This window comes from Ferrigenium sp. UT5, from assembly GCF_045866295.1.
Lineage (GTDB): Bacteria > Pseudomonadota > Gammaproteobacteria > Burkholderiales > Gallionellaceae > Sideroxyarcus.
On the sequence record NZ_BAAFRY010000004.1, the window covers coordinates 1 to 15,365 of the forward strand.

Below are 15,365 nucleotides of genomic sequence, written 5' to 3' on the forward strand. Positions count from 1 at the left end.
GGAGGCGGAAGTGCATTGGCGCAGCTTCCTCGACAGTCTGGTGCGACGCGGTCTGTGCGGGGTCAAGCTGATCGTATCCGACGACCATGCCGGACTCAAGGCGGCGCGCCGGGCGGTATTCCCCAGCGTGCCGTGGCAGCGTTGCCAGTTCCATTTGCAGCAAAACGCACGCGCTTATGTGGCGCGTCTAGATCAACGTCAGCCGGTGGCGCTCCGTATCCGCGCCATCTTCAATGCCCCGGATCGGGACGAAGCACAACGTTTGCTGAACCAGGCTATCGAAGCTTGGCGCAAGGAGATGCCCAAACTGGCGACGTGGGCGGAAGAAAACCTGCCCATGGGATTTGCGGTGTTTGATTATCCCGCGTCGCACCGGGTGCGGCTGCGTACAACCAACGGACTGGAACGCATCAACCGCGAACTGAAGCGTAGAACCCGCGTTGCTTCCATCTTCCCGAACCCCGATGCCTGCCTGCGCCTCGTGTCCGCCTTGCTGGCGGAATGCGATGACGAGTGGATGAGCGGAAAAATCTATTTGAACATGAACACCTGATGCACGACCTCAAGAATTTTGCTCGTGAGAACTTTTACAGAAAAGGTGTTGCACAATCGCTCGGTAGGACACTTGGCCAATTTGGAAGCAATGGGCTGTCCGCTTATTACCAGCGTAAAGGTCGGGAAAAAATCGCTCTATCAACTTCCAGACATCGTCGATTTCCTAGTAAAACAAAGGGCTTCCGCAATTCCTCGTCGCCGAGGGCCGCGCACCAAGGCTGAAAGAATGCACGCAAGGATAGAGCGAGGTCTTCAATGAAAATCATCATTACTCGCTTTTTTGCTGTTTTTATTACGCTAACTGCCATTGCAATGTCAACGTCAGCCGGTGGCGCTCCGTATTCGCGCCATCTTCAATGCCCCGGATCGGGACGAAGCACAACGGTTGCTGAATCAGGCCATTGAGGCTTGGCGCAAAGAAATGCCCAAACTGGCGACGTGGGCGGAAGAAAACCTGCCCATGGGATTTGCCGTGTTTGATTATCCCGCGTCGCACCGGGTGCGGCTGCGTACAACCAACGGACTGGAACGCATCAACCGCGAACTGAAGCGTAGAACCCGCGTTGCTTCCATCTTCCCGAACCCCGATGCCTGCCTGCGCCTCGTGTCCGCCTTGCTGGCGGAATGCGATGACGAGTGGATGAGCGGAAAAATCTATTTGAACATGAACACCTGATGCACGACCTCAAGAATTTTGCTCGTGAGAACTTTTACAGAAAAGGTGTTGCACAATCGCAACTTGTAAGCTTCCTGACCAATCTTGGGTCGAGGAATATTTCAAGGCTCGTATATTTGCCGACTATTGGGAATTGCCTAGAATATGGTGGGGTTCTATATTTAAATCAAATTACAAATGCACCAGTCAATTATTTTCATAATGGACATGCCAAATCAATTGGCGCACTGACTGGTTATGGCCTAACGATTGTCGACTATTCCGTTGAAAATCATTTGCTGCTCCCTAAGGCTGATCGTCTAGCACTAATGCCACAGGAAATCTAAATTGTGGCGCGTTGTTTGCAGACACCTTTTATACGTGGCCAATTCCCATTTACTATCTGCACCAGCCATCTAGGCAAAACTTTTCAACGCCACTCATTAATTGGCTCTATATTAATAAGGAAATTGTTCCATGACAGACCTCATCCAAACCGACACCAAACTAGGCGAAGGCGCGGAAGCGCAGGCCGGGCAGACCGTCATCGTGCATTACACCGGCTGGCTCTTTGACGAGAGCGCACCGGAGAACAAGGGCGCGAAGTTCGACAGTTCGCTCGACCGGAACGAGCCGTTCGATTTTCCGCTGGGCGGCGGGCGCGTGATCAAGGGTTGGGACGAGGGCGTGGCCGGCATGAAGGAAGGCGGACAGCGCACGTTGGTGATCCCGCCCGAGATGGGCTACGGCCCGCGCGGGGCGGGCGGCGTGATCCCGCCGAATGCGACGCTGGTGTTCGATGTGAAGCTGCTCAAGGTCATCAAGACCGACATGGTGGATACCAAGGTGGGTGAGGGTGAAGAGGCGCAAGAAGGCCAACACGTGACGGTGCATTACACCGGTTGGTTGTTCGACAAGAATGCAGCAGACAACAAGGGCACGAAGTTCGACAGCTCGCGCGACCGCGACGAACCGTTCGATTTTCCGCTCGGCATGGGCCAGGTCATCCAAGGTTGGGACATGGGCGTGCAAGGCATGAAGGTGGGCGGTCAACGCACCTTGGTCATCCCGCCTGAGATGGGTTATGGCCGTCGCGGTGCGGGCGGCGTGATCCCCGGCAATGCGACCTTGCTATTCGAGGTTGAACTTCTCGAAGTTAACTGATGCGCTGAATGCGCCTGCATTGTCGGGCGCGTGGCCAGTTCCAGTTCGTTCAGCCACGCCAGCGCGTGTTCACGCGATGCGCCGCACATCTCGGCAGAAGGCTGCAACCCGCCGCAAAGGTCTGGGCGCTGCGGCTGGCCGAACACCTTGCAGCGCAACTCGCCATCCAGTTGCACGCACGGCACCCCGGCAGGCTTGCCATTCGGCATGCCGGGCAGGGGCGAGGTGATGGAAGGCGCGATGCAGCAGGCGGCGCAGGAGGGACGGCAGTTCATGGTGCGAAATTATATCCGCGCCAGTCCGAAGCTCATCACGCCTTGTGATAAACCTCCGCCCCCTGCTTCACAAACTCCACCGACTTCACCTCCATCCCCTTCAGTAGCGCGGCCTGCTCGTCCAGACCTTCCTTCGCCGCGAAGTCGCGCACGTCCTGGCTGATCTTCATCGAGCAGAAATGCGGGCCGCACATGGAGCAGAAGTGGGCGATTTTGGCGGATTCCTTGGGCAGCGTCTCGTCGTGGAATTCGCGCGCGCGGTCGGGGTCGAGGCCGAGGTTGAACTGGTCTTCCCAGCGGAATTCAAAACGCGCCTTGCTCATCGCGTTGTCGCGCACCTGCGCGCCGGGGTGACCCTTGGCGAGATCGGCCGCGTGCGCTGCGATCTTGTAGGTGATGATGCCTTCCTTCACGTCGGCCTTGTTGGGCAGGCCCAGGTGTTCCTTGGGCGTGACGTAGCAGAGCATGGCGGTGCCGAACCAGCCGATCATCGCCGCACCAATCGCAGAAGTAATGTGGTCGTAGCCAGGCGCGATGTCTTGCGTCAGTGGGCCCAGCGTGTAGAACGGCGCTTCGTGGCACCACTTCAGTTGCAGATCCATGTTCTCCTTGATCATGTGCATCGGAACATGGCCGGGGCCTTCGATCATCACTTGCACATCATGCTTCCACGCGATCTGGGTGAGTTCGCCCAAGGTCTTGAGTTCGCCCAGTTGTGCTTCGTCGTTGGCATCGTAGATGGAGCCTGGACGCAAGCCGTCGCCCAGTGAGAAGGTCACGTCGTAGGCTTTCATGATTTCGCAGATTTCTTCGAAATGCGTGTAGAGGAAATTTTCCTTGTGGTGTGCCAGGCACCACTTCGCCATGATGGAGCCGCCGCGCGACACGATGCCGGTCATGCGGTTCGCCGTCATCGGGATGTAACGCAGCAACACGCCCGCATGAATGGTGAAGTAGTCCACGCCCTGTTCGGCTTGCTCGATCAGAGTGTCCTTGAAAATCTCCCAGGTCAGGTCTTCCGCCTTGCCGTTCACTTTCTCCAGTGCCTGATAAATCGGCACGGTGCCGATGGGGACGGGAGAGTTGCGGATGATCCACTCGCGCGTCTCGTGGATGTTCTTGCCGGTGCTCAAATCCATCACCGTGTCGCCACCCCAACGGATCGCCCAGGTCATTTTCTCGACTTCTTCCTGGATGCTCGAACCGAGCGCGGAGTTGCCGATGTTGGCGTTGATCTTCACCAGGAAGTTGCGGCCGATGATCATGGGCTCGATCTCGGGGTGGTTGATGTTGGCGGTGATCACCGCGCGACCCGCCGCCACTTCGGCGCGCACAAATTCCGGCGTGATTTTCTTCGGCATCGCCTTGCCGAAGTTCTCGCCCGGATGCTGTTTCAGCATCATCTCGTTCATGCCATCCACTTTTTGGTTCTCGCGGATGGCGATGTATTCCATCTCGGGCGTGATGATGCCTTGGCGTGCGTAGTGCATCTGCGTCACGTTCTTGCCGGGCTTGGCCTTGCGCGGGGTGTGCTGCAGGTTGAAGCGCATGTCGGCCAGTGCGGGGTCGTTCAAACGCTGGCGGCCGTATTCGGAAGTCAGATGCGGCAAGGCTTCGGTGTCGTCGCGTTCTGCGATCCAGCCTGCGCGCATCTCGGCCAAACCGGAGCGGATGTCGATCTTCACTGCAGGGTCGGTGTAAGGGCCGGAACAGTCGTACACATAAACCGGCGGGTTCACTTCCGCGCCCATGCTGGCGGGCGTCTCGTCCTGCGTGATCTCGCGCATCGGCACTTGAATGTCGGGACGCGAACCTTGCACATAGACCTTGCGCGAATTCGGCAACGGCTTGACGGCGGCCGCATCGACGTGGGCAGCGGTGGCGAGGAATTGGGGATTGGCGTTCATTGTGATGCTCCAAAAATTAGCGGGGAGCATCGGAAGAATGCTTCCCTACGACGGCATGACCCGTACAGGTTCAAAGGGTGTGTCTCACTGCCATGATTTGATTTCTCGGGCAGACCCCTAGCGAGGGACGCAAGGTACTGGAAACAGGGGAGAAAGACAAGCCAAAACAGGCGCATGCCCTTGCATGAGCAACGGCTATATGCGCGTGCCGTGCACGTTGATGTAGCGAATTAAGCGCGGTGGTGAAACCGAAAGTAGCGGTTGCGGCCGCCAGTTTTTTGATCGCACTCAACATGACGCGGCACCCCGTGCCTGTTCAGAGATTCATCCGGCGATATTGGATGGCCTCGGCAATATGCCGGGTGGCGATGTCATTCGCATTTTCAAGATCGGCAATGGTGCGAGCGACTTTGAGGATGCGGTGATAGGCACGGGCGGATAGGTTCAAGCGGGTGATGGCCTGACGCAGCAAGGCTTCGCCTTGCGCATCGGGCGCGCACCAGGTGTCGATCTCGGTCACGGAGAGTTGCGCGTTCGGTTTGCCCTGCCGTGCCAGTTGGCGTTGCCGCGCCGCTTCCACGCGCACTTGAATAGCGCTGCTGCTTTCGCCATCGGATTGTTTCAACAAATCTTCCTGCGGCACGGCGGGGACTTCAATCTGAATATCGATGCGGTCCAGCAGCGGACCGGAAATCTTGCCGCGATAGCGCGCCACCTGGTCCGGGGTGCAGCGGCATTTGCCGTTGAAATGTCCCAGATAGCCGCAGGGGCACGGGTTCATTGCGGCAAGCAACTGGAACTGCGCCTTGAAATCGGCGCGCCGCGCGGCGCGCGAGATGGTGATGTGTCCGCTCTCCAGCGGCTCGCGCAACACCTCCAGCACCTTGCGATCGAACTCCGGCAACTCATCCAGAAACAACACGCCGTGCATCGCCACCGAAATCTCGCCCGGACGCGGGTTGCTGCCGCCGCCAACCAGCGCCACCGCGCTCGCGGTGTGATGCGGCGCACGGTAGGGGCGGCGTTTCCAGTTCACGATTTCGAACTGGCCTCCCAGGGATTGCATGGCGGCGGACTCCAGCGCTTCCTGTTGCGTCATCTGCGGCAGGATGCCGGGGAAGCGCGCCGCCAGCATGCTTTTGCCGGTGCCGGGCGGGCCGGACATCAGCACGGAATGTCCGCCCGCCGCGGCGATCTCCAACGCACGCTTGGAAGCTGTCTGACCTTTCACTTCCTTCATGTCTGGGTAATGCGGCGCGACCCCTTCTGTCTGCGGAATGAAGCGCGTCAGCAGTTCGCGCCCGGTCAGATGCGCGGCCACCTGCAACAAGGATTGCGCCGGATGCACCACGGCATCCTGTACCAGCGCCGCTTCGGGAGCGTTCACGGCAGGCAGAATGAAGGCGCGGCCAGAATCGGCGGCGCGGTAGGTCATCGCCAGCGCGCCGCGGATCGGGCGCAGCTCGCCGGTCAGGGCGAGCTCTCCGGCAAATTCGTATTCGTTCAGCCGGTTGGCGGGGATCTGGCCGGATGCCGCGAGGATCCCCAGCGCGATCGGCAGATCGAAACGCCCGCTTTCCTTGGGTAGATCGGCCGGCGCGAGGTTGACGGTGATACGCCGCGCGGGAAATTCGAACTGGCAGTTTTGCAAGGCCGCGCGCACGCGATCCTTGCTCTCTTTCACTTCCGCCTCGGGGAGGCCGACGAGGGTGAACTGGGGCAGCCCGTTGGCCAGGTGCACTTCCACCGTGACCTGCGCCGCCTCCATGCCGGACAGGGCGCGGCTGTAGAGAACGGCGAGCCCCATCAGTCTTCCGTTCCGGCGCAGACGGGAAGGGCGGGGTAGTTGCGCATTACTGCCGGGCTTCCAGTTCAGCCAGGCGCGCTTCCAGTTTGTCCTGGCGCGCCGCCAGCACTTCGTACTCTTCGCGCGTGACCAGATCGAGCTTGGAGAATCCCTGTGCCAGCAGCGCACGGGCGTTCTTCTCGAAGTCTTTGGCCGGGCTGTTGGCCACAGCCTCACTTAGCTTCGATGACATTTCTTCAAAGAATTTCGTGTTCAACATTGTGCTTCCCCTCTGATTAACGGTGTCTGGCAGTGTACCAGCCACGCCCGGCCATACCAACACGGCGGGCGCAGCCCTCCGGCGGGGGAGAAGCCGCAAGGCCGTTGCCGTTTCGGTCTAACGCGCTTTGCGCATGAACCTCCACCGCAACCCCGTCGTCCTGCAATCAACAGACCCCGTCATAAGCAGCGATGTGTCCACTTGCGGCCCGGGTTGATTTCACCCGTAGCGCATCGCACCAGAGCGGTGCGCCTGCGCCATGCTGCGCGCGCTACCGGTGCATTCCGTTTTTTTCAATGGGCGACTTAAACCCAACGAAAGCCTGTCCTTATCGAGTTTACAGGAGTTGGCACGGTAGCTGCTTAATGTTGGGCGTGGATACTTTTATCCCGCTTTGAAACCTAACGAAAGGAAATACCATGTTGAAGAAAAAACTGCTCGTTGCCGCTCTGGTTGCTGCGTTCGCTGCGCCTGCCATGGCTGAAGAAGCCTCTCCCTTCAGCGCAAACGTGAGCATCACCTCCGATTATCTGTACCGTGGCATCTCGCAAACCGGTAGGGGCCCCGCCATTCAAGGCGGCTTCGACTATGCGCATCCCAGCGGCTTGTATGCGGGTGTATGGGGTTCCAGCATCAGCTGGTTGCAGGATGCGGGCATCGCCACCCATGCCAGCACGGAACTGGATACCTATGCCGGCTACAAGGGGGCGGTGGGCGACATCGCTTATGATGCGGGATTCTTGCGCTACAACTATCCGGGGGACTACGCGGGCAACACCAAGGCCAACACCAATGAACTCTACGGTGCGGTCAGTTATTCCATCATAACCGCCAAGCTCTCCTATTCGCTCGGTGACACCTTCGGCGTGAATGATGCCGCAGGTACTGTGTATTACGAGTTGAACGCCTCTTATGCGCTGGAGGAGCTGGGACTCTCGCTCGGTGCACATCTGGGGCGCCAGGATTACAAGGGCAGTAATGCAGGAGCCGGGGCAACCAACCTGAGCTACACGGACTACAAGTTGAGTGCCAGCAAAGATGTGGGCGGTTATGTGTTTGGCCTTGCGTTCAGCGACACCAATGCCAGTGCAGCGTACACCGTCCTCAACAAGAAACTGGGCAAGAGCACGGTTGTCGCTTCCCTGAGTCACTCATTTTGAGTCGCTTGTTCTCAACGTAATTCCTTCCCTCTACCCCTCCTCCCTCGGGAGAGGGGTAAAGCGTAAAGGCAACGTTCAATTCTGGAGATAAAGATGAAAATGGTCACTGCAATCATCAAGCCGTTCAAGCTGGACGAAGTGCGCGAAGCACTGTCCGCGATGGATGTGCAAGGCATCACCGTCACCGAAGTCAAAGGTTTCGGTCGCCAAAAGGGCCACACCGAGTTGTATCGCGGTGCGGAATATGTGGTGGACTTCCTGCCCAAGATCAAGCTGGAAGCCGCCATCAAGGACGAGCAACTGGATCGCGTGATCGAGGCAATCGAAAAAGCCTCCCAGACCGGCAAGATCGGCGACGGCAAGATCTTCGTATCCGACCTCGAGCAAGTGATCCGTATCCGCACCGGCGAAGTCGGTCCCGAAGCCCTTTAAGGAGAGCATGATGAAAACGAAGCGAAGCGAAGTTTCGGCGAAGGCTAACGCCAGCGTAAGCTGGGGTTACGACGTAGCCAAAAAATTCTTTATGATGTTCACCCTGCTGGCCGTGTTGTTCGGCGCAGTCAGCCCCTCGTTCGCCGAGGAAGCAGCCCCTGCTGCCGAAGCCGTGACAGCAACCGCCGAGGCGGCGGCCGCTGCACCCGTGCCTGATAAAGGCGACACCACCTGGATGATGCTGTCCACACTGCTGGTGATCCTGATGATCGTTCCGGGCCTGTCCCTTTTCTACGGTGGCCTGGTGCGCGCCAAGAACATGCTGTCCGTTCTGTCACAAGTGTTCGGCATCTTCGCGCTGATCTCCATCCTGTGGGTGATCTACGGCTACTCGCTGGCTTTCGGCGACGGCGGCTCGATGAACTGGATGATCGGCGACACCGCCAAGCTGTTCCTGGCTGGCATGACCGGCGACAGCACTGCAGCCACCTTCACGGACGGCGTGGTGATCCCCGAGTTCACCTTCGTTGCCTTCCAGCTGACCTTCGCGGCGATCACCACCGCGCTGATCATCGGCGGCTTCGCAGAGCGCATCAAGTTCGGCTCGCTGATGGTGTTCTCCGCACTGTGGTTCACCTTCGCCTACCTGCCGATCGCACACATGGTGTGGGCGGCCGGCGGCTACCTGTTCGAGAAGGGCGCGCTGGACTTCGCGGGCGGCACCGTGGTGCACATCAACGCCGGTATCGCGGCACTGGTCGGTGCCATCGTGATCGGCAAGCGTATCGGTTACGGTAAAGAGCCGATGGCTCCGCACAACTTGCCGATGACCATGATCGGTGCATCCCTGCTGTGGGTGGGCTGGTTCGGTTTCAACGCCGGCTCCAACCTGGAAGCCACCGGCGGTGCAGCACTGGCCTTCCTGAACACCATCGTCGCCACCGCCACTGCAGCTCTGAGCTGGATGGCTGCCGAGAAGATGTGGCGCGGCAAGACTTCCATGCTGGGTATCGCTTCCGGCGCAGTGGCTGGTCTGGTCGCCGTCACCCCGGCTGCCGGTCTGGTCGGCCCGATGGGCGCCATCATCCTCGGTCTGATCGTCGGCCCGGTCTGTCTGTGGGCGGTGACCGGCCTGAAGAAGTCGCTGGGCTATGACGACTCGCTGGACGTGTTCGGCATCCACGCAGTGGGCGGCATCATCGGCGCGATCGGCACCGGCATCTTCGTTTCGCCGGCACTGGGCGGCGTGGGTGTAAAGGACTACGAGATGATGCACCAAGTGATGACTCAGGCGACTGGTGTGCTGATCACCATCGTCTGGTCCGGTGTGGTCGCCTTCGTCTGCTTCAAGCTGGTCGACATGGTCATGGGGCTGCGTGTCTCGGAAGAAGCCGAGCGCGAAGGTCTGGACACCGCGACACACGGCGAGCGCGCCTACAACGTGTAATCTCTCCTCCCTGGAGCCTCCCCGGCTCCTTTTCAAGGGCACCGCAAGGTGCCCTTTTTTTAGCAGACTGCTATCGATTGAGCGCCTTCAGTCTTTGCTTTAACCCGGCTTGGATGGGTATCACCCGAGGAATCACATCGAAGGGCCACGCCCTGTCGATATTGCCGGCCTCGCTGTAGATCGTGAAGGTGATGCCCATCGCCATGATGGTGGCTTCAACCGCCTCACGCCGCGCCAGGAGCTCATCGGAATCCAATGAATTCAAATATTCAAAGAACGGTTGGGCGGCAACACGCGGGCATTGAGCGTCGTCGAGTAACTCGTCGTAGGCAGTGAACTTGCCGATTCGTCGTAAGCAATTTTCATGATGGATGCATTTTTGTCTGTTTGACAGAATGTCTAGCGAATACCGTGCCACAGTGCGGCGCCCGGTCATTCAGTCCGGCATACTGCTCCGCGAGAAGCCGCTGCGTGAATAGCCGCTACGCGAGAGTTGGCGGGAGGTGGAGAGATTGTACGAGATGACTTTTTGCGTGTTCATACTGAAGCCGCGATACATGTCGAGGTCGTCCTCGGATTCACGGATCGTCTTCGCCACGATCGCGAAGTCATCGATAAATGTTTCCCAGGTCTGAAAACGGCGATCGATGTTTTTTTCCAACGCGCGTGAGATAAAGTCGACCAATATCTTCGGCAAGCCATTACGATAGGTCTGGATGGGCGTGATAGGGAAGTTGAGGATCGCCATGCGCGCATCGAACTGGTTGTCCGCCTCGAAGGTGTGCTTGCCGGTGAGCAATCGATACAGCACCGCACCCAGCGCATAGATGTCGGCGCGCTGGTCCAGCGCCTCGCCCTCCAGTTGTTCCGGCGACATATAGGCCAGGCTTCCCGCCACCACCGCGCCCATCTGGCTGTGCGGAATGGCGCAGCCAAAATCGGCCAGTTTGGCGATGCCGTTCGGTTTGAGAATGAGGTTGCCCGGTTTGACATCGCGGTGCACCACCCCGAGGGCAGCCGCATAGTGCAGCGCGCCCGCCACCTGTTCGATGACGGACAATACTTTTTCCAGCGGCAGCAAGGTATCCGGATGATCATGGTGGTCGAGTGGCACGCCGTTCACGTATTCCATCACCAGATAGGCGCCGCTCTTTTCGGCGAGGTCCGCATCCAGCACGCGCACGATGTTCTTGTGTTCCATCCTGTGCCCGAGCTCGACCTCGGTGGCGAACATGGCCTTGTGCAAGTCGGTCTGGCAGCCTTTGCGCAACTGCTTGAGCGCGACCGAAGCGAACGATTTGTCGCGGATCGCCAGATAGACGTTGGAAGTCGCACCCTCTCCCAGTTCGCGTACGATGGAATAGGGGCCGATGCGGGAGACGGACATCAATCAGTCACGCGGGTTGGAAGACAGGCCATAGACTTCGCACTGGCCATTTAGTTCGCGGCAGGTTTAGCGAAACACGATGGTCTTGTTGCCGCACACCAGCACGCGGTCTTCCACGTGGTAGCGCAGGCCCCGCGCCAGCACGGTCTTTTCGATGTCGCGCCCGTAACGCACCAGGTCGTCCGGCGTGTCGCCGTGGTCGATGCGCACGGTGTCCTGTTCGATGATCGGCCCCGCATCCAGCGCCTCGGTGACGTAATGACAGGTCGCGCCGATCAGCTTGACCCCGCGCTGGTAGGCCTGATGGTACGGTTTGGCACCGGCGAAGGAAGGCAGGAAACTGTGATGGATGTTGAGGATGCGTCCGGGCCAGCGGCGGCACAGGGCCGTCGGCAGGACCTGCATGAAGCGCGCCAGCACCATGCAGTCGCCGCGCTCCTGTTCGAACAGTGCGGCGATCTTTTCAAACGCGGCTGCCTTGTCCGCCATGTCCAGATGAATGAAGGGAATGCCGTGCCACTCGACGAAGCCGCGCAAATCCTCGTGGTTGGAGATCACGCAGGGAATATCCACCTGCAATTCGCCGCTGCGCCAGCGGTAGAGAAGATCGTCCAGACAGTGTGCCTGCTTGCTCACCAGCACGACCAGTCTTTTCCGGAGGGTGGAATCGGTCAGTTGCCAATCCATGCCGAACTCGTCCGCCAGCGGCTTGAAACGGCGGCGGAACTCTGCCGCATCGAACGGCAGGGAATCGGCGCGGATCTCCTGCCGCATAAAGAAGCGTTGTGCCTCCTGCTCGGTGTGATAACTCGCCTCGACGATGAAACCGCCAAGCTGCGCGATGAAGCCGGTCACGGCGGCAATGATGCCGGAGCGGTCGGGGCAGGAGATGGTGAGGGTGAAATGGGGGGTGGTCATGCGAAGTTCCCTGTCTATGGCCGCCAGATTTTAACGGATTACTGCGTTTCGTCGAGGAAATCGCTTGGACGGTGTCCTTTATTTCGGCAGCTGCTGCAGATCAACCTGATCCAGCCGCACGAACAGGAAGTCCTTTTTGAGCAGGTAGTCCAGCCCGGCCGCCAATCCTTCGGCAGAGTCGGAGGAGGGTTTGTTCATATGCGCGAGGATCACGTCGCCCGGTTTGACGCGTGCCAGTCTCTTTTCGATGGCGAGTCTTTTCGAGGTCGCCCCGTCGTCGGCATTCACGGAGAAACCGGCGATCTTGTAGCCCAACCGGTCGATCTCCTTGATCGACTCATCGTCGTATTCGCCCGTGGCGCCGCGGTACCAATGCGGCGCGACACCTGTGGCTTCCTGCACGGCGCGTGCGCCTTCCACCACTTCGCGGCGCAGGTGGATCACATCCGGCTCGCCGGGGATGCCATAGACCGTGCGACCCTTGCCGATCACTGCCGGGATATGTCTTTCGCCGTGATCTTCGACATCGAACAGATCAAGGTGCGTCTTGACGATGGCAAGCCCTTTGGGATTCCTGTCCAGCCACTTCTTGGTGGCGAAGATCGTCGCCGGGATGCGCTTGCGGATGAGGTATTCGACCAGATCGTCATCGAACTTGCCGGAGCAGGCATCCAGCGTCAGCGCAATCTGCTTGCTTCCCTGCGGCCCGGCGGCCAGCAGGTCGTGTATCTCTTTCGGCGGCTGTTCCGCCAACGCCCAGGGTGCGGCAAAGACAGCCAGCATGAGAAACAGCGATCGCACCGTCACAGGAATTCGTCCGGCAGACTTTCAACAACGACAGCGCCGCCCCATAACGCCGACATGATGCGCGTCGCATGCGCCTCGTCGCCGCTGGTGAAGAAGGTCTCGCCGCCGATGCCGCCCTGGGTAACACGGGGCGGCAATTCGCCCTCGACCCGGCGCTTCAGTTCGCGCGCGACGGCGGCGCCGGTATCGATCAACGTAATCCCGTCGTCAACCACTTCGCGGATCAGCGGTGCGAGGAAGGGATAGTGGGTGCAGCCCAGGATCAGGGTGTCGGCGCCCGCCTTGAGCAGCGGCGCGGTGTAACGCTCGACCAGACGGCGTGTCTCGATACTGTGCAGGTCGCCGCGCTCCACTGCCTCGACCAGGCCCGGACAGCCCTGGGTGACGATCTTCGCGTTGCCCGCATATTTTTCCAGCAGCGCGGCGAAGCGCGCGCTCTCCAGCGTGCCGACCGTGGCCAGCACACCAACCACGCCCGTCTTCGTCGCGGCGACGGCGGGTTTGACCGCCGGCTCCATCGCCACGATAGGCAGGCGGTTGAACCGGACCCGCAATGAATGGGCGGCGGCTGCCGTTGCGGTATTGCAGGCGATGACGACCGCCTCCGCGCCCAGGCCGACGAGGAAACGCGTCAGCGCCAGCGAACGCGCTTCGATATACGCAGGCGACTTGTCGCCGTAGGGCACGTGGCCCGAGTCGGCGATATAAACGAGGTGCGCATCAGGCAAGGCGGCACGGATGTGTTGCAGCACCGAGAGGCCGCCCACGCCGGAATCGAATACGCCGATGGTTCTGGAAGTATGGGGATAAGGAGAGTCCATACTGATTTAATCAGCCACGGATGAACACGGATAGACACGGATAATACCGAGAGACAACACGCACTGGGTGCGCGACTTATGGTTTGCCTTATCCGTGCTCATCGGTGTTCATCCGTGGCGAATGGTTCAGGCTTTTTCTTCCATCTGGTCGCGCAGGAATTCTTCATAGGTGCCGTGGTAGTCGTTCACGCCCCTGGCCGAAATTTCGATGATGCGCGTCGCCAGCGACGACACGAACTCGCGGTCATGGCTGACGAAGACCAGCGTGCCTTTGAATAGGTCGAGTGCGGTGTTAAGCGATTCGATGGCTTCCATGTCCATGTGGTTGGTCGGCTCGTCCATCAGCAGTACGTTCGGTTTTGCCAGCATCAGTTTGCCGAATAACATGCGGCCCTTCTCGCCGCCGGAAAGAACTTTCACTTTTTTCTTCACATCGTCGCCGGAAAACAGCAAACGTCCCAGCGTGCCGCGCACCACCTGGTCGTCGTCGGACGGGCCGCGCCAGTCGGTCATCCACGTCATCATGTCCTTGTCCTCGGCAAAATCGGCGGCGTGATCCTGCGCGTAATAGCCGAGTTTGGCTTTTTCCGCCCACTTGATGGTGCCGGTGTCCGGTTGCAGATCGCCGGCGAGGCAGCGCAGCAAAGTTGTCTTGCCGATCCCGTTGGGGCCGATGATGGCGACTTTCTCGCCCGCGTCGATGCGAAAGTTGACATTGGAGAACAGCATCTTGTCGAAGCCCTTGGCCATCTTCTGCACTTCGACCGCGGTCCGGTGCAGCTTCTCGCGCTCGTCGTATTCGAAACGGATGAAGGGGTACTGGCGGCTGGAAGGCTTGATGTCCTCGACCTTGATCTTGTCGATCTGGCGCGCCCGACTGGTGGCCTGTTTGGCCTTGGAGGCATTGGCGGAAAAGCGCGCTACGAACGCCTTCAGCTCGGCGATCTTTTCCTTGGCCTTGGCGTTGTCGGCGGACTGCTGCTCGCGCGCCTGCGTGGAGGCCAGCATGTAGTCGTTGTAGTTGCCCGGATAGATGGTGATCTTGCCGTAGTCCAGGTCGGCCATGTGGGTGCATACGCTGTTCAGGAAGTGGCGGTCGTGCGAGATGATGATCATCGTCGAATTGCGCGCGTTGAGGATGTCCTCCAGCCAGCGGATGGTGTTAATGTCGAGGTTGTTGGTCGGCTCGTCCAGCAGCAGGATGTCCGGATTGGAGAACAAGGCCTGCGCCAGCAGCACGCGCAGCTTGAAGCCGGGCGCGACCGCGCTCATCGTGCCCTGATGCAATTCCTGCGCGATGCCGACGCCGTTCAGCAATTCTCCCGCCCGCGCTTCGGCGGTGTAGCCGTCGTATTCGGCAAAGGTCGCTTCCAGATCGGCGGCGCGCATATAGTCTTCCTCGCTCGCATCGGGATTGGCGTAGATCGCGTCGCGGGCGCTCATCGCTTCCCACATCTCGGCATGGCCCATCATCACCACGTCCAGCACGCGCATGTCCTCGAAGGCGAACTGGTCCTGGCGCAGCTTTCCGAGGCGTTCGCCGCGGTCCAGCATGACCTCGCCCGAGGATTGCTCCAGGTCGCGCCCAAGGATCTTCATGAAGGTGGACTTGCCGCAGCCGTTGGCGCCGATCAGGCCGTAGCGGTTGCCGTCGCCGAATTTGACAGAGACGTTCTCGAACAACGGCTTGGCGCCGAACTGCATGGTGATATTTGCGGTGGATAACATGGGACTGCCTTATTTTTGAAGGCGCGCATTCTACCACTGACCG

General features: G+C 59.6%; 16 protein-coding genes, 1 pseudogene and 1 riboswitch. Of the genes and pseudogenes, 7 read left to right on the plus strand and 10 right to left on the minus strand.

The window, feature by feature from the left end; genetic code table 11:
- The 4 genes and pseudogenes from ACKTSJ_RS01990 to ACKTSJ_RS02005 all read left to right on the plus strand — a co-directional run.
- Window positions 1–553, plus strand: a 553-nt coding sequence (locus tag ACKTSJ_RS01990) for a transposase (RefSeq protein WP_407896872.1), incomplete at its 5' end; no start/stop codon positions are given.
- A gap of 321 nt (window positions 554–874) precedes the next feature.
- A pseudogene (locus ACKTSJ_RS01995) lies at window positions 875–1,231 on the plus strand (transposase); the annotation flags it as partial.
- Complete coding sequence (locus tag ACKTSJ_RS02000; RefSeq protein WP_407896874.1) at window positions 1,231–1,557, plus strand: hypothetical protein; 327 nt, start codon at window positions 1,231–1,233, stop codon at window positions 1,555–1,557. The pseudogene ACKTSJ_RS01995 and the gene ACKTSJ_RS02000, both read left to right, overlap by 1 nt.
- 130 nt (window positions 1,558–1,687) lie before the next feature.
- A complete protein-coding gene (locus ACKTSJ_RS02005) occupies window positions 1,688–2,374 on the plus strand; it encodes an FKBP-type peptidyl-prolyl cis-trans isomerase (protein ID WP_407896876.1) in 687 nt (228 codons plus the stop codon).
- Here ACKTSJ_RS02005 and ACKTSJ_RS02010 read toward each other — a convergent pair.
- The 4 genes from ACKTSJ_RS02010 to ACKTSJ_RS02025 form a co-directional block, all read right to left on the minus strand.
- Window positions 2,293–2,649, minus strand: a complete 357-nt coding sequence (locus tag ACKTSJ_RS02010) for a YkgJ family cysteine cluster protein (RefSeq protein WP_407896878.1) — start codon at window positions 2,647–2,649, stop codon at window positions 2,293–2,295. The genes ACKTSJ_RS02005 and ACKTSJ_RS02010 overlap by 82 nt on opposite strands.
- 35 nt (window positions 2,650–2,684) lie before the next feature.
- The gene (gene thiC / locus ACKTSJ_RS02015) at window positions 2,685–4,556 is read right to left on the minus strand and encodes a phosphomethylpyrimidine synthase ThiC (protein WP_407896880.1); all 1,872 of its coding nucleotides are present in this window, start codon (window positions 4,554–4,556) and stop codon (window positions 2,685–2,687) included.
- Window positions 4,557–4,581: 25 nt separating this feature from the next.
- A riboswitch (TPP riboswitch) is annotated at window positions 4,582–4,685 on the minus strand.
- Between the two features lie 187 nt (window positions 4,686–4,872).
- Window positions 4,873–6,363 carry a YifB family Mg chelatase-like AAA ATPase gene (locus ACKTSJ_RS02020; RefSeq protein ID WP_407896882.1) on the minus strand — a complete coding sequence of 497 codons (1,491 nt, stop codon included), beginning with the start codon at window positions 6,361–6,363 and terminating at the stop codon, window positions 4,873–4,875.
- Window positions 6,364–6,409: 46 nt separating this feature from the next.
- Window positions 6,410–6,622, minus strand: a complete 213-nt coding sequence (locus ACKTSJ_RS02025) for an accessory factor UbiK family protein (protein WP_407896883.1) — start codon at window positions 6,620–6,622, stop codon at window positions 6,410–6,412.
- A 419-nt stretch (window positions 6,623–7,041) separates the two neighbouring features.
- On the opposite strand from ACKTSJ_RS02025, the gene ACKTSJ_RS02030 reads away from it, so the two are divergent.
- The 3 genes from ACKTSJ_RS02030 (at window position 7,042) to ACKTSJ_RS02040 (ending at window position 9,661) form a co-directional block, all read left to right on the plus strand.
- Window positions 7,042–7,782, plus strand: a complete 741-nt coding sequence (locus ACKTSJ_RS02030) for a TorF family putative porin (RefSeq protein WP_407896885.1) — start codon at window positions 7,042–7,044, stop codon at window positions 7,780–7,782.
- A 93-nt stretch (window positions 7,783–7,875) separates the two neighbouring features.
- Window positions 7,876–8,214, plus strand: a complete 339-nt coding sequence (gene glnK / locus ACKTSJ_RS02035; RefSeq protein ID WP_407896887.1) for a P-II family nitrogen regulator — start codon at window positions 7,876–7,878, stop codon at window positions 8,212–8,214.
- 91 nt (window positions 8,215–8,305) lie between these two features.
- Window positions 8,306–9,661, plus strand: coding sequence for an ammonium transporter (locus tag ACKTSJ_RS02040; RefSeq protein ID WP_407897111.1), 1,356 nt, complete (start codon window positions 8,306–8,308; stop codon window positions 9,659–9,661).
- A 70-nt stretch (window positions 9,662–9,731) separates the two neighbouring features.
- On the opposite strand, the gene ACKTSJ_RS02045 is transcribed toward ACKTSJ_RS02040, so the two are convergent.
- From ACKTSJ_RS02045 to ACKTSJ_RS02070, 6 genes are all read right to left on the minus strand, one after another.
- Complete coding sequence (locus ACKTSJ_RS02045; protein ID WP_407896889.1) at window positions 9,732–10,097, minus strand: hypothetical protein; 366 nt, start codon at window positions 10,095–10,097, stop codon at window positions 9,732–9,734.
- A complete protein-coding gene (locus ACKTSJ_RS02050) occupies window positions 10,098–11,048 on the minus strand; it encodes a serine/threonine protein kinase (RefSeq protein WP_407896891.1) in 951 nt (316 codons plus the stop codon).
- A 66-nt stretch (window positions 11,049–11,114) separates the two neighbouring features.
- Window positions 11,115–11,966 (minus strand): formyltetrahydrofolate deformylase, encoded by an 852-nt coding sequence (gene purU / locus ACKTSJ_RS02055; protein ID WP_407896893.1) that lies wholly within the window; start codon window positions 11,964–11,966, stop codon window positions 11,115–11,117.
- A 78-nt stretch (window positions 11,967–12,044) separates the two neighbouring features.
- On the minus strand, window positions 12,045–12,749 hold the full coding sequence (locus tag ACKTSJ_RS02060) for a polysaccharide deacetylase family protein (protein WP_407896895.1): 705 nt from the start codon (window positions 12,747–12,749) through the stop codon (window positions 12,045–12,047).
- A gap of 20 nt (window positions 12,750–12,769) precedes the next feature.
- A complete protein-coding gene (gene murI, locus ACKTSJ_RS02065; protein WP_407896897.1) occupies window positions 12,770–13,594 on the minus strand; it encodes a glutamate racemase in 825 nt (274 codons plus the stop codon).
- A gap of 126 nt (window positions 13,595–13,720) precedes the next feature.
- The gene (locus ACKTSJ_RS02070; RefSeq protein WP_407896899.1) at window positions 13,721–15,322 is read right to left on the minus strand and encodes an ABC-F family ATPase; all 1,602 of its coding nucleotides are present in this window, start codon (window positions 15,320–15,322) and stop codon (window positions 13,721–13,723) included.
- Window positions 15,323–15,365: the final 43 nt, after the last annotated feature.

What these genes read in the sequence shown, in the direction of transcription:
- ACKTSJ_RS02020 (WP_407896882.1), bottom strand. Translation starts at nt 6,363, where the DNA reads ATGGGGCTCGCCGTTCTCTACAGCCGCGCCCTGTCCGGCATGGAGGCG.
- glnK (WP_407896887.1), top strand. Translation starts at nt 7,876, where the DNA reads ATGAAAATGGTCACTGCAATCATCAAGCCGTTCAAGCTGGACGAAGTG.
- ACKTSJ_RS02070 (WP_407896899.1), bottom strand. Translation starts at nt 15,322, where the DNA reads ATGTTATCCACCGCAAATATCACCATGCAGTTCGGCGCCAAGCCGTTG.
- ACKTSJ_RS02045 (WP_407896889.1), bottom strand. Translation starts at nt 10,097, where the DNA reads ATGACCGGGCGCCGCACTGTGGCACGGTATTCGCTAGACATTCTGTCA.
- ACKTSJ_RS02050 (WP_407896891.1), bottom strand. Translation starts at nt 11,048, where the DNA reads ATGTCCGTCTCCCGCATCGGCCCCTATTCCATCGTACGCGAACTGGGA.
- ACKTSJ_RS02030 (WP_407896885.1), top strand. Translation starts at nt 7,042, where the DNA reads ATGTTGAAGAAAAAACTGCTCGTTGCCGCTCTGGTTGCTGCGTTCGCT.
- ACKTSJ_RS02060 (WP_407896895.1), bottom strand. Translation starts at nt 12,749, where the DNA reads ATGCTGGCTGTCTTTGCCGCACCCTGGGCGTTGGCGGAACAGCCGCCG.
- ACKTSJ_RS02010 (WP_407896878.1), bottom strand. Translation starts at nt 2,649, where the DNA reads ATGAACTGCCGTCCCTCCTGCGCCGCCTGCTGCATCGCGCCTTCCATC.
- ACKTSJ_RS02025 (WP_407896883.1), bottom strand. Translation starts at nt 6,622, where the DNA reads ATGTTGAACACGAAATTCTTTGAAGAAATGTCATCGAAGCTAAGTGAG.
- murI (WP_407896897.1), bottom strand. Translation starts at nt 13,594, where the DNA reads ATGGACTCTCCTTATCCCCATACTTCCAGAACCATCGGCGTATTCGAT.
- thiC (WP_407896880.1), bottom strand. Translation starts at nt 4,556, where the DNA reads ATGAACGCCAATCCCCAATTCCTCGCCACCGCTGCCCACGTCGATGCG.
- ACKTSJ_RS02000 (WP_407896874.1), top strand. Translation starts at nt 1,231, where the DNA reads ATGCACGACCTCAAGAATTTTGCTCGTGAGAACTTTTACAGAAAAGGT.
- ACKTSJ_RS02040 (WP_407897111.1), top strand. Translation starts at nt 8,306, where the DNA reads ATGATGTTCACCCTGCTGGCCGTGTTGTTCGGCGCAGTCAGCCCCTCG.
- purU (WP_407896893.1), bottom strand. Translation starts at nt 11,966, where the DNA reads ATGACCACCCCCCATTTCACCCTCACCATCTCCTGCCCCGACCGCTCC.
- ACKTSJ_RS02005 (WP_407896876.1), top strand. Translation starts at nt 1,688, where the DNA reads ATGACAGACCTCATCCAAACCGACACCAAACTAGGCGAAGGCGCGGAA.